Origin of the sequence: Candidatus Sysuiplasma jiujiangense (genome assembly GCA_019721075.1) — an archaeon.
GTDB lineage: Archaea > Thermoplasmatota > Thermoplasmata > Sysuiplasmatales > Sysuiplasmataceae > Sysuiplasma > Sysuiplasma jiujiangense.
In genome coordinates this window covers 32,144-45,017 of record JAHEAD010000006.1, presented here as the reverse complement: position 1 = coordinate 45,017, position 12,874 = coordinate 32,144, and the positions used below count along the sequence as shown (strand labels likewise).

At 47.8% G+C, this 12,874-nt stretch carries 8 protein-coding genes and 2 tRNA genes; 4 read left to right on the top strand and 6 right to left on the bottom strand.

The window, feature by feature from the left end:
- Positions 1-141: 141 nt before the first annotated feature.
- Positions 142-1,527 carry an MFS transporter gene (locus KIS29_04955; GenBank protein MBX8639669.1) on the top strand — a complete coding sequence of 462 codons (1,386 nt, stop codon included), beginning with the start codon at positions 142-144 and terminating at the stop codon, positions 1,525-1,527.
- Positions 1,528-1,533: 6 nt separating this feature from the next.
- On the opposite strand, the gene KIS29_04950 is transcribed toward KIS29_04955, so the two are convergent.
- On the bottom strand, positions 1,534-2,757 hold the full coding sequence (locus tag KIS29_04950) for a hypothetical protein (protein MBX8639668.1): 1,224 nt from the start codon (positions 2,755-2,757) through the stop codon (positions 1,534-1,536).
- 153 nt (positions 2,758-2,910) lie between these two features.
- Here KIS29_04950 and KIS29_04945 point away from each other — a divergent pair.
- Together KIS29_04945 and KIS29_04940 are read left to right on the top strand one after the other, a co-directional pair.
- A tRNA-Leu gene (locus KIS29_04945) sits at positions 2,911-2,995 on the top strand.
- Between the two features lie 187 nt (positions 2,996-3,182).
- Positions 3,183-5,186, top strand: coding sequence for a hypothetical protein (locus KIS29_04940; GenBank protein MBX8639667.1), 2,004 nt, complete (start codon positions 3,183-3,185; stop codon positions 5,184-5,186).
- Between the two features lie 25 nt (positions 5,187-5,211).
- Here KIS29_04940 and KIS29_04935 read toward each other — a convergent pair whose 3' ends face one another.
- A complete protein-coding gene (locus tag KIS29_04935; GenBank protein ID MBX8639666.1) occupies positions 5,212-6,033 on the bottom strand; it encodes a transglutaminase-like domain-containing protein in 822 nt (273 codons plus the stop codon).
- A 670-nt stretch (positions 6,034-6,703) separates the two neighbouring features.
- On the opposite strand from KIS29_04935, the gene KIS29_04930 reads away from it, so the two are divergent.
- Positions 6,704-7,954 carry a winged helix DNA-binding domain-containing protein gene (locus KIS29_04930; GenBank protein ID MBX8639665.1) on the top strand — a complete coding sequence of 417 codons (1,251 nt, stop codon included), beginning with the start codon at positions 6,704-6,706 and terminating at the stop codon, positions 7,952-7,954.
- A gap of 294 nt (positions 7,955-8,248) precedes the next feature.
- On the opposite strand, the gene KIS29_04925 is transcribed toward KIS29_04930, so the two are convergent.
- The 4 genes from KIS29_04925 to KIS29_04910 form a co-directional block, all read right to left on the bottom strand.
- Positions 8,249-10,645, bottom strand: coding sequence for a plasma-membrane proton-efflux P-type ATPase (locus tag KIS29_04925; protein MBX8639664.1), 2,397 nt, complete (start codon positions 10,643-10,645; stop codon positions 8,249-8,251).
- A gap of 200 nt (positions 10,646-10,845) precedes the next feature.
- Positions 10,846-11,091 carry a hypothetical protein gene (locus KIS29_04920; protein ID MBX8639663.1) on the bottom strand — a complete coding sequence of 82 codons (246 nt, stop codon included), beginning with the start codon at positions 11,089-11,091 and terminating at the stop codon, positions 10,846-10,848.
- 604 nt (positions 11,092-11,695) lie between these two features.
- A tRNA-Leu gene (locus tag KIS29_04915) sits at positions 11,696-11,780 on the bottom strand.
- 63 nt (positions 11,781-11,843) lie between these two features.
- The gene (locus tag KIS29_04910) at positions 11,844-12,800 is read right to left on the bottom strand and encodes an NAD-dependent epimerase/dehydratase family protein (GenBank protein ID MBX8639662.1); all 957 of its coding nucleotides are present in this window, start codon (positions 12,798-12,800) and stop codon (positions 11,844-11,846) included.
- Between the last annotated feature and the right edge of the window lie 74 nt (positions 12,801-12,874).

Sequence of the window (12,874 nt, the reverse complement as noted above, 5' to 3'; positions counted from 1 at the left end):
CCGAAATTCGATTGCGCGACGCTTCCCCAAAGGACATGCTCCGCCACCGGATACGGCTGTCCGCAGCGCCTAACTGTGAGCCGGTGGAGGGCAACAAGAAATAAATAAAGGTGCATCCGTCACAGGACGCGGGATGGGTGCATGGACTCCATGTCACGGCAGTTCAGGTGGTTTTATTCATTTTTCATTACAAATATACCGAACGGCGGGACAGCTCCGCTGATTCCTCTGTTTGTCGTGATTGCATTCTACGGCAATGTTGTCCAGGTCGGACTTGTGACGGCCGCGACTTCAATTGCATCGATACCCGCTTACATCATATGGGGGAATCTATCGGATCACCTGCACCTCAGAAAGCTCTTCGTGATAGAGGGTTTTGCGGGCCTGGCAATTTCGCTGTTCGTCATGGCAATGAGCCTGAACTTTGCCACCTTCTTCGCCGCAAATTTCATACTCGGACTCCTGTACACTGCAAGCGCACCGGCAGGTACTGCGCTTCTCATAGAGCAGACGCCCAGGGGGATGTGGCCTTCCCTGATAGGAAAATTCAGCAAGCTTGGTGGTGCAGGATATCTGTCAGGACTGCTGCTGGGCGCGATCTGGTTCGATCTCCTTCCTCCAGGCGCCATGTACATGCGCATATTCTTCGCACTGGTCGGCGTGATGGCTTTTGCCGGGACAGTGCTTGCATCCTTCCTTATCAGGGAGGATGGAGCCAGGGAAAGGAAAAATCATGCGCATCAGCACAGGAATGCCATTGCGGACATACCGCTGCGTGCCAATGAGAGGGCGAAATACCTGCCCGCCAGGGTGAGTTCATTCGTCAGGCTCTCCACCCCCTCGCATGAGGAAAGGCTTGAGCTGGGAAGGAGGATGTGGTTCTATTTTCTGGTAACCATCCTCATAACGACTGGCTTCACCAGCTTCTATGTTGTCTTTCCAAACTATCTTGTGGATTTTCTTGGAAAACGCTTCCACATGACAGAGTCATACGTGTTCATCATATACATTGCAAGTTCGTTATCCTCAACGCTCACCTACGGCAGCGTCTCAAGGCTTTCCTGCAGGATAGGCGAAAAATGGCTGCAGGCGCTTGCCTGCTCCTCAAGAGTGGTGCTCATACCGCTTTTCTTCCTGATTCCTCTTTTCCTCTCAAATGGCATTGAAGTCCTGGCGGCGATGATAATACTGAACTCAATGATGGGTTTCTGCTGGGCAATAATCAGTGTCACAGGCCAGGCAATAGTCGCCGGGATGGCCGACCCGCATACAAGAGGGGAGGCCATCGGGCTCTACAATTCGTCGATGGGAGTAGGTTCGATACTTGGCTCGCTGCTTGCCGGACTGGTAACGGAAATATCCGGGTACATGAGTGATTTTCTCTTTTCATCGATATGGATCGTTTCCGGGATCCTTTTCCTGTCCGCGCTACACATAGAGGGCGCCAGGGTCAAAGAGGAGAGGTCGTCAGGCATGAGGAAAGGCAGGACTGCGGGCATATTCAGGTCCCTGCTCAAAATAGATTAGTCCGGGTCAGAATTTCCTGAAAATCCTTTCAAGACGTCCGTTCAGTACATCGAGCGACCACGAATCTTCGCTTATGCCGAGATCGGACAGAGCCTCCCTTAGCTCGTCCACGCTTTGATTCAAATCCTGTTCGGCTGATTTGAGGGCTGCCAGGTTCTTTTCGATCTCCTGCCCCAGGCTGGACTCCTCGTACAGCTGCTCTTCCCTCCCGTCAAGTTTTATCCTCATTTCCCTCAGCCTGTAGAGACTTTCGTTGAGTTCCTCCCTGCTTTCCCTTATCCTCAGAACCCTGTTGTAGTCCGTTATCGCTTCATTGTGCCTTATTATATAGTCAAGTGCTTCCTGCACCCTGTCAAAACCGATTGTCTTCAGCGGATCTTCCGTTTCAATGTTCTTGAAAAACCTGGGCAGGTTCTTAAGAGCGACCTCGACGTCCCAGGAGGTTATATCGCTCCCTCCCGACTTGACTACGTCGCTTGTCAAAGATCTGATACGCGGCAGTATCCTTACGATAGGATCGAGCAGCGTTCCGGCAGAATGCAGGAAGAGCTTCAGGTTGTTCATGGCCTCCAGCTCTTCTGCTTCCAGCTCATCAAGCCGTCTTTCCCTCTCGGCTATTTCACCGTCAAGCTCCCTCCGCCTTTCCATGATGCGCTGTTCGATGACCTTCACAACATCGAGTTCCCCTTCGGGTGAAGGGACCTTTGAAATCAGGCGTTTTCTTTTTTCCTCGAGATCGCCTATTTTCTTTGCAAGCTGCATTACTTCATCAATCCCTTTGTCAATTTCTTCCAGCTCCTCAAGCTGTTCAAGTTCCTTCTTCGAAAATTTCGACGAATTGAATATCTCTGCATCAAGCTCATTGACGGTCTCCTCAATCCTGTCGACAAGCGCAGTCAGCTGCTTTTTTCTCGACGCTTCACAGTCCAGGTGCTCAACCGGGCTTTTCAGCTTTTCAGCTATCTTCGCGGGCTTTATTCTGAGCGCATCCCTCAGCTCCGGAAAGCCGTTTGTCTTCAGAAAGGCGTGCATCTCCTTGAACTGCGTCGGTGAAAAGTCGCTCAGAAGATATTTGTAAAGCTGCTGCAATTGCATTACAGCTCTCTTTTGTAGCGTTGCAATATTGTCCCCGGATGAAACGCTGCCCTTTGTTTCACGAAGCTTGACCTCTATTCTCTTCTTCAGTTTTTCAAGTTCGCTGAGGCTTGAAGGCGGATTTACCTGCTGCATTGCGCATAAATATGATCTCATATGAAATTAAACTTTTGACCGTTTCCAGGCGCGATCCGGAAACGTCGATTCCACAATGCACTGCGGTTAAATCCCAGCTCAGGAGTAACCGTCAGTTTTTTAAGTGCATTCCTGTTTGGCAAACCGTTCCGAGCAGGGATAACCAAGCCTGGTCAAAGGTGCCAGATTCAGGGTCTGGTTGCGTAGGCATTCGGGGGTTCAAATCCTCCTCCCTGCATATCTCGTGGCTTTTTTCAGATGTGCCCTTTCCCTGTTATTGATTCCTGGTCGCAAAGGGATGTTTGCCACTGATACTGCAACGGATGGCAGGGCTTCCGAAGAAGGCGCCTGAAGCGGCATCACTAAAGAGACTGGAAGACTATTTGTGACCGCATGGCAATCCGCGGAAAATCAGATGTGCAAACATGAGAAGACGTTCAGATGGAAAACTGCTCCGGACGCTTGCGCGTTGCAGGAGACTGACTGAAAGGGACAATGCTGTTTCCATGAATGAGTGGATTGTAGAAAATAGCGGTAATCCGCGTCGCGGTGACTATCTGACATTCGTGAAAGGGAAAAGATCACATTTCGTATTGCTGCAAAACGGCAATATCGATACCGCCCCTTCGGGCAGGTTCAGGACGGGCATATGGTTCGGGGGCGAGCAGCATGTTTCATCCTTCAAATTCACAATCGGTGGGAAAAGGAGTTCCGACGTTTTCAAAAAACAGGTCAGAGCGCCCGGCTACACCTACAGGCAGTACCTGAATGTGGAACGCGTAGATTATGCGCCATTAAACAGGCCATGCATTGCGATTGTGTTCAAATGCACGAAACCGGAATCAGTCGTGATCAGGATGAAAATCAACCACTGCACGATGTGGCCCGAAAACAGGATTACAGATGCATACAGTCTGATACCGTTCGGAAGAAATGCTTTCGCTGTTCGCAGCTCACTTGCTGAAACATTCATAAAAGTGCGCGGAGCCGCCTGTACTTTCACCCTTGAGGGGAACGAACTCACGGTAGCCGTGCATGATCGAAGACCTTCACTCAGACCATTCCTGCTTTCGGTCGGAAAGGACAGATGCTACGCAAGTTTTTCCGATCTGTATGAAAATGAGCGGTACCATTCATGGGCTTCAAAAAACTGCGTGCTGCAGACACCCTCATTTGAAATGAACAAATGCTTTCTATGGGCCAAACACGATCTGCTTGATTTCTATTCGGAAAGCGACCAGGGAAGTGGATTTTATGCAGGGATGCCCGAATTTTCATGGTTTTTCGGCCGCGACGGCGAATGGATGAGCATGGCTGCAATTGAATGCGGCCTCTGGAAACTTGCGGACGCACATCTGAAAATGCTCCACTCCCATTCGGAGAACGGGCGCATCCCGCATGAAATACCGCTTGTATCCCCTAGCGGCAACCAGCGGCACAGCGTGGGCATGGATGACGTTCCGACAAGATTCATGTCCATTGACAGCACTCCGCTCTGGATTCTTACGGAGATGAAACTGAGGAGATGGCACAGTGCAGGGGCAGGAGATGGAATGCTGAAGGAGGCAATCCGTTTCTGTGCCTCTTGCGATACCGACGGGGACGGCCTCATAGAAAACAGTTTCAAAAAAGGCCTTATCGGCTGGCCGGAATCCTGGGCTTCGGGCAGGGACGGTGCCTGTATCGAAATCAATGCATGGTGGCTGAAGGCGCTGGAAGAGTACGCTGGAATTGAGCACTCTTTCAAGGAATTCGCCGAACGTGGGCTGAGAAACTTCTTTTCCACATTCTTCAGCCGTAACGATACAGGCGTCGCGGCTTTCGACTCTATTCACAACGGCACCCGCAGGAGTATAAGGACTCCTCTCGAAGCAGTCCCTGCGATGTACTGGTCCGGCGAACTCATGGAACTTCTTGTTGACTCGCTTGCCGCCGACGATCTTATTACACCCTGGGGTGTGCGCTCAATGTCGCTGGATGATCCGATGTATGACCGCGGATATCACACCGGCGAAGTCTGGCCGCTGATGTCAGGTTGGTTTTCTATTGCTGCATTCAGGAATGGTCGTCATGATGTTGCTTTAGATTTGCTGAAATCATTTCCAATGCTTGCATTTTCCAGCCCGGAGCCAGGAAGGATTAATGAGGTTTACAATCCAGAATATCTCCAGCCCATGGGTCAATTTGCACAGGGATGGTCCTCCTCCCTTTACATCCAATCGGTCATAGAGGGACTTTTCGGGATGGATCCTGACGGCCGCCCGGGCATCAGGGGAATAGCGGAAACGACACATCCGCATCTGCCCGATGAATGGCACCATATGAAGCTCAGCAGGGTTCTGTACAGAGGGGCATATTACGACATATCGGTTAACAGAAAAGGTTTCAGTGTGTTTCCGTCCCACAGCTCCGTCGACTGTGAAAGTTAATGAAATGCCCTGTGAGTTTCAGGGTTTATAATCTGTAGGGGGCAGGCTGTGTATTCCATATAAATTCAGACTGGAAAGGGTAGAAGGATCTGTATGAACTGGTCGTGACGAGCGTCTCCTTCAAGGGAATCCCCTGAAATTTCGCAGGAATCGCTGCACCCACAGGCATGAGCAGTATCTGAATCCTTGGGTATTTCGGCGGGTAGATTGCCTCTGTGTCGGTGTGGAAATAATACAAGTAAGGGCAGAGCCAGGACGCATACTTCCGCTTTTTCCTTGCGTTAATTCGGGATTTGTTCTCAAACATGTTAACGTTTTCATAGCATGAATGGAGGGCAGACTGCAATTCAACTGCATTCAGAGGTACTCCATCCACTTCGGCATGTATGTTGAATTGCGGGTCGAAGATGGCCCACTTCCCGAAACTTCTTAGAAAGCATTCAACTACGACATGGCCAGCCCCGAAGGGTCTTGTTTCAACGCCATGCGTCCTCAGGTAGAGAACGCGCGATTTGATATCACAGGAGTTGAGTGCGGCGTGCAGGACAATGCTGTATTCCACGCATCTGAATCTTTTGCCCAGTCTTGCCTCCCTGATTATCTCAATGGGATCCGCGACTGCGGTCTCATTCCGTCCACTGTGTCTCCACTGGCTGTGAACCCAATAGGTGATTGCACTGGCCATTTCATAGTCGGTGCCTGATTCCGGAAGTAAACAGCCTATATTCGTGAATTCCCTGAACATGTCAGCATAATCAGCACCGTATGCAAAGCAATTGAAAGCAGGTATGTGGCTGTCCTCTTTCTCCGTAAATTCTATTCTGCTGCATTCCTCTACCCCTTTCATGCACCTTCGATTTGTTTGAAACGAATATTTAGTATTTGCGTTGCCGCAGGATTCTCTCTCAGTTACGCCCACTTCATCTTAATGCAATTCGTCACCTCAGCGGATCTTTCACTCTTTGCTCCCCCTTTCCCCGTGAAGTATGGATTACAACGTTTTTAGGGAACAATCAGACAATGGCTTCAATCAGTTTTCTATCAGAAACATAGTGGAAACTGGAAACCTGTCAAGAGATGTGTTCCGAAACGAAGCTGAAAATCTCTGAACGCCGAACGGAATTATCAGACAGCTCGGCCGATCCTGCCTCTGGCTGCGGAATGCTTTTAGGAAAAGGTCGACCGTTTCCGTTAGATTCTTCCGGCGTGTCTTTCTCCAGTCTTGCCATGAGCAATGATGACATGTCTGGGGCAGTTGAACTGAAGGCATACAAGTGCCTGTGAATGGACTGTGCATTCTGTGGTATAATCATCCCTTGCGGCGGACTTGGCACTGATAAGCGTTTCCGGTGGATCGTGCATCTTCTTAGCCAGAAACAGACAGTTGCGAGCAGCACTGCGCATTGCAATCAAAACACGGTTAAAGCTACACAAATGCTATTAGACTGTCTTCCTATACATTTTCAGAAAGGAAGTTTCTATTTTAGGGATGCACCTTCAATTCGGGAAGAACCAAAATGGAAATCGAGATTATCACAACCTCTTTGGAGGCTGTTAAACGGTTGACCGTCAGCAAACAGTTTCTCGCAGGCAGAACACCTGAGGGTTCATTCAGCAATAAACTGAAAACAGTCGTCAGGAACATAGGTTACATTCAGTGGGATCCGGTTACTGTTGTTGCGCCATCGCATCTAATCTCCATCTGGAGCAGAATTGGCAAATTTGACTGGTCTGATTTGGACAAGATTATGTGGGAGAACAGGGAAGTTTTGTTCCTCTGGGTGCCAATCGCATGGATTGTGATTGCAGAGGACTACCCCATATTCAACAGCTTGATGAAACGTTATCCGGATTCTATGAGAAAGGGATGGGCTTCTCACGCCGAATTTGCAGGAAAATTTTTGCGATCCCATAATGAGCTGAAACAGAGATTAATAAAGAGGCTGAAAGAAGGCCCTGCGGAAACAGGAGAATTCAGGGATTATGGCAGAAGGATGAAAAGTCCCGATGGCTGGAGCTCAGGAAATGAAGCGGCACAGTTGCTTTTCCATCTTCAGATGTCCGGAGAAGTCATGGTTGCGGGTCATTCTGCAAACCAGAATATCTGGAGCCTGACCGAAGATTTTCTTCCTCAATTTGTTGAAAGGACAATTTTTCCTGCAGAGGAACTGGAAAGATACATGGCAGTTAGGGCAATGAGAGCACTTGGAGCCGCCACCGAGTACGACATTTACCGCTATTTTGTCAGAGGAAGATACGCAGATGTAAGGGGAAGCCTCAAGAGACTGGTCGAAGATGGAAAGGTGGTGAAAGTCGCAATCGAAGAGCTGCCCAAAGCAAAGCCATTTTACCTGTTGTCCGAAGACAGGAGAATGCTTGATTCCATCATGTCTGACAAGTGGGAACCCAGGCTGAACCTGATTTCCCCATTCGACAATATGATTACACTGAGAGACAGGGTTCAAAAAATCTTCCATTTTGATTACATTCTCGAACAGTTTGTTCCAAAGGAGAAGAGGAAATTTGGAACCTACGTGCTTCCCATTCTTTGGGACAGCAACCTTGTCGGGAGGATAGATGCAAGATTTGACAAAAACAAGAAGATCCTCCATATCAACGGTATGTTTGCAGAATCCGAATACGGGAAGGATGCGGCCATTGGAAGCAGACTCGGGGAAAGGGTGGAAGAATTCGCAGAATTTTTAGACGCAGAGAAAGTCATGTATGGTAAAATGAAGCCGGAAAAGTGGGCAAAATATCTAAGTTAAAACATTCAATCTGTATAAATGTAACAAAAGTCAAGGTAAACGTGTTATAATTGACTATCGGTTTATATATTGAGCCTGAGTTCTTTTCTGCAAATCAGTAACGTCTAATTACAAATGCAAGTGCGATGTATTATTTTGAGCATCAAAGCTAAGCTCTTACAACTTAAAGTGACAAAGTAAATTTTTACCTGATTGATTTTCAAATTGCAGACACATTTCGTCCCTGGCAAAGAGATGTGATCAGCAATCCTTTTCAAAGAAATCCCTGCGAAAGATATGAGGTGAGAATACTAATCATATGCCGAAACTGTTGACTCTGTCATATAGCAGTCTAAGCCCGTCTTCCACAAGGAACCATACGAAAGCATATGCTATAACCAGAAGAGCTATCAGATTTCCAATGGGCACAACTAAGAGTCCGTATGCAGTTATAAAGTAACCGACCACCATTGTAGAGATGAGTGCAATGAAGAGCGTGATACTTGGCTTGACTTTCCAGAAAGCTTTCTCGGATCTTGTGACAAACATTGTGAGGTGACCCGAAACAACCAGTTTCAGAAATACCAGTGAAAGAATCTCTGGAATTCCCATGTGCAAAATAGAAAGACCAATATATATCAGAAGAAGGGTTTCAAGTGCCCCCACACCGCCCAGAAGCGCAGGCAGGCCTCCTATATACTTCATTCGCCAGCGCTCTGGCGTGTTGTGAAAAAGCACGTTATCGGTTGATACAGCTATTATCGGAAGATCATTTAGGAGAGCCAAAACTATCAGCAGGAGTGCAGAAATAGGGTAGAAGTGCCAGATCACTATGGCGACTGTGACAAAAACAAGAATCCTCAAGGTCTCAGTGACCCTGTAAAGCACATAACTCTGCATTCTCTGGAATATCCTTCTGCCCTCTTCAACCGCAGTTATTATTGTCGACAACCCGGAATCTGTCAATACTATATCTGCGGCCGCTCGGGCTGCATCTGTAGCTCCCTGGACAGCTATTCCAACCTGTGCTTCCTTGAGCGCCGGGGCATCATTGACGCCGTCTCCAGTCATCCCGATTGTATGCCCCTTCATTTCCATGCCCTTCACTACGAGGTATTTGTCTTCGGGATATACTCCCGCAAAGGTTCCTGCTTCTTCTATTTCCTCCCATTTTCCGCTCTCCACGGCGTCCTTGATGTCCTTGCAGGTCAGAACCTTCGATTTAAGCCCAAGCTCCCTGCCTATTTCAGAAGCTATGGCTTCATTGTCTCCGGTTATCATTTTGACTTCCACGCCCATCTGCTCTGCCCTGAGGATTGTTTCCTTTGAGTCCTCCCTCAAGGGATCGAATAGCGGTATGAGACCTGCAAACTGCCATGCATCACCGGAATTTTTGGCAACAGCAATGACACGATATCCCTTCTCAGCATATTCCCTGACTTTTGCCGTGATCAAATCGTTCTGATCTGTCTTGCACAAGGAGAGGATAGTATTCGGTTCACCCTTCATCACCATGAAGTTTTCGCCGTTTCCTGAAACGGTTGCTTCAGTTCTCTTTATAGCTGGATCAAAAGGAACGAATTCCTTCCTTACATATCCCTCGTCAGATTTTCCTTTCAGAGCTGCAAACACGGCCTGATCTATGGCATCGGCATCCTCACGCAAGGATGCCAGCGCTGCATACAGCATAACATCATCCAGGCTGAACTTCCCAAAGGTTGTCACACTCCCCACTGTTAGGCTGTTCTTTGTGAGAGTGCCTGTCTTGTCGGAGCATAGAACATCCATGCTTGCCAGTTCCTCGATGGATACCAGCCTGGTCACTATGGCTTTCTTTTCGGCAAGGGAGAGCGCCCCAAGGGCCATTGTGACGGTGAGAACAACCGGCAGTGCGATGGGAATGGATGCAACCAGAAGTATAAGGAAGAAAAGCAGATCGCTTAGTACTGGAAACCCCAAATATATACCATAGTAAAATACGAATCCCCCAAGAATAAGGGCAATTCCCACAAGAAAATAAACAATCTTTGAGATTATCTTTGACAGCCCTGTAACGTTTGACGCTGTAGCCACCAGATGAGTTGTACGTCCAAAGAACGTATTTTCCCCGGTTCCCGTGACAACCGCACTCATTTCGCCCTGTTTTACTACTGATGCGGAGAATACACTATCTCCAAGATGGGCTTCCTTTGGGAGGGATTCTCCGGTAAGCGCGGACTGATCTACCGAGAGGAACGCACCGTCCACCAGTTTTCCATCGGCAGGAATGACATCACCCATCCTAAGCCTGATTATATCTCCAGGAACAAGATTTATGGCATCCGTCGTCTGCCATTTGCCGTCTCTTAGAACCCTCGTTCTGAGCGCCAGTTTCCCCATCAATTGTTTGATTGCATTTCCCGCACTCCGTTCCTGCCAGAACGTGACGAGGACGTTTGTCAGGAGAAGGAGAACGATCAGCGCAAAGTCGTCCCAGTGATTTATGATTGCTGAAACTATAGCGGCAGCCTCTATTGCAATGGGCATCGGACCATAGAAATAGAGGAGGAATTTCTTTATGGGATTTTCCTTCTTTTCCTTTATTTCATTATAATGATATGTCTCTAACCTTTTGTTTACCTCTACGGTTGACAGTCCGCCAAAGTTGGATCCGAGGTCCTTCAGTGCGTCCTCAATGCTCAATTTACTATAATCTATACCCTTTGCACTCATGCGTCCTGTCCAGCATGGTAAACACTCTTGGTATTAGATACTTCCATACTATAATCTCAATGAAAGACCTCGGCGTGTTTGAGAACATGCATTATTTGAAGGGTATTCGCCGAATTTTTTTCCCGTTATCATTTTATTCATTTATGGTATGCTTCAAACAGGCCTTCCATGAATAGTTTTTCACTTCTGGAATTATATTATCACTGATTGAAATAGTCCAAAACTTCAGATCTCGTCACATAAAGAACCAGAATTATTTCTGTCATCATATCCATGATGATAGAGAGAAAGAGCACTGCTAGAATGAAGATACCAAGCATGGCCAGGAATACTCCCGGCCAGTAGACCTCAAACAGTAAGATTCCTGTTATGATATTTAACAGTGAAAAACCGATGACCAGATAGCTCGGGTACCTGATCGTGACTGTAATGGCAATTATTCCCACCAGGATCTCAAAAGCCGCAAGAAGAACAACGCACCGGGGATGGGTATTTTACGGGCAAATGATGAGTTGAAATTAATTGTTTCTCCACAATAGGGGCAGTAATTGAAGTCTGCGTTAACCGGGGAACCGCAGACTTCACAGCGAGAGTCCTCTTCCGGTCTCACCCAGAACTATCTCGCTTCCATATAAATGTATTTTCAGGGCCTGAAAGAGAGATTTCCATCTTCACAACTGGTTTTAACTGATAAATGAGATGAGAGAATACATTCCGCATTTCGGATTGGCGTTTCCCATTACAAGAAATAATGAGACTTTTTACAATAATCAAATCGGGATATCTGGTCATCTGCTCTTGTTTTTTCTTCATTGGTGAATTACGTTAATAAGTATTATTGCAATAACCACAATTATCAGTCCCGATATGACACTCAGGTCGAGATAAGACCCTGGAACCATAGGACACTGAATCTGTAGGACCATCACAAAGCATACATGAAAAGAACAGGAATGCGGTAAACCGGATTACCGGAAATCTGCTATATTATCATACTATAACTCATATTTAAACTGAATATTAAGGGTCGTAATAACACACAAATGTGAGTGCGGAGGGCCGGATTCGAACCGGCGGACTCCTGCGAGACGAGACCCTCATTCTCGCGCCGTTGACCGTGCTTGGCTACCTCCGCGCCGTCCAGCAAACAGACAAATGTGGTTCATACTGAACATTTATTTAAGTTAGTGCTGTAAAATCAGAACGGTGCGTTCCTCTGCCTTAACCCGACGACCAGGTTTTTCACCATGTCGTCAACCATCTGTCTGAAGTTGAATTTTGCCTCAAATCCCCATTCGCTTGCCGCTGCCTGTGAATCTACAGAGTGTGGCCAGCTGTCGGCAATTTTCTGCCTTTCGTCGGGCCTGTAAGCTACCTCGATATCCGGGAAATAAGACTTCAGCTCTGTTTCCAGCTCTTCCGGTGTGAACTCGAATGCAGACACATTGAAATCTGTCCTGTGAATAAGCGATGAAGCAGGGGATTCAGCCAGCTTGATCATCGATGAAATCGCATCCGGAATATACATCATCGGAAGGCGTGTATCCTTCCTGAGGAAGCAGACATACCGCTCCCGTCTGACGGCGGAAACTATCATTTCGACTGCATAATCCGTCGTTCCACCGCCGGGTGGTGACCTGTAGCTTATGATGCCCGGGAGTCTCAGTCCGCGTACATCCATTCCGTATTTCCTCGAATAATAATCTCCGAGCTGTTCACAGAAGAGTTTAGTGATGCCGTATATCGTGGTCGGTCTTGTCACGGTCTCGATTGCAACATTGTCCTTCGGGGTGGTTGGACCGAACACGCCTATTGTGCTGGGAATGATGACCCTTTCCACTCCGTTCCTGAGCGAGGCGTCGAGGACATTCTTCGTTCCATTGATGTTGACATTAAATGCCAGATCCGGATTCACCTCTCCTTTTGCCGAAAGGATTGCAGCGAGGTGATAGACCGCATCGAACCTTTCCTCTGAAAATTTCCGTTCAACGGCACTACTGTCCGTCACATCCATTTTCGTGAAGCGGCATGGGAAGTCCTGAACAGGTCTGCTGTCTGTCGCCAGTACGTTCCCGCTGCCATGTCTGGAACACAGGCTTTCAATCAGCTCTGTGCCGATCTGCCCGCCCGCACCAGTTACAAGTATCTTTTTCATGAATGTCACTTCTAAAATAAAAATCGTACGTGGAGGTGAAGAACTGAAAAGTTATTTAAGCCTGCTTCAGTTTG

Excerpts from the sequence above, each read along its gene's own strand:
- KIS29_04950 (MBX8639668.1), bottom strand. The coding sequence starts at position 2,757 with ATGCAGCAGGTAAATCCGCCTTCAAGCCTCAGCGAACTTGAAAAACTG.
- KIS29_04955 (MBX8639669.1), top strand. The coding sequence starts at position 142 with ATGGACTCCATGTCACGGCAGTTCAGGTGGTTTTATTCATTTTTCATT.
- KIS29_04940 (MBX8639667.1), top strand. The coding sequence starts at position 3,183 with ATGAGAAGACGTTCAGATGGAAAACTGCTCCGGACGCTTGCGCGTTGC.
- KIS29_04925 (MBX8639664.1), bottom strand. The coding sequence starts at position 10,645 with ATGAGTGCAAAGGGTATAGATTATAGTAAATTGAGCATTGAGGACGCA.
- KIS29_04930 (MBX8639665.1), top strand. The coding sequence starts at position 6,704 with ATGGAAATCGAGATTATCACAACCTCTTTGGAGGCTGTTAAACGGTTG.
- KIS29_04910 (MBX8639662.1), bottom strand. The coding sequence starts at position 12,800 with ATGAAAAAGATACTTGTAACTGGTGCGGGCGGGCAGATCGGCACAGAG.
- KIS29_04935 (MBX8639666.1), bottom strand. The coding sequence starts at position 6,033 with ATGAAAGGGGTAGAGGAATGCAGCAGAATAGAATTTACGGAGAAAGAG.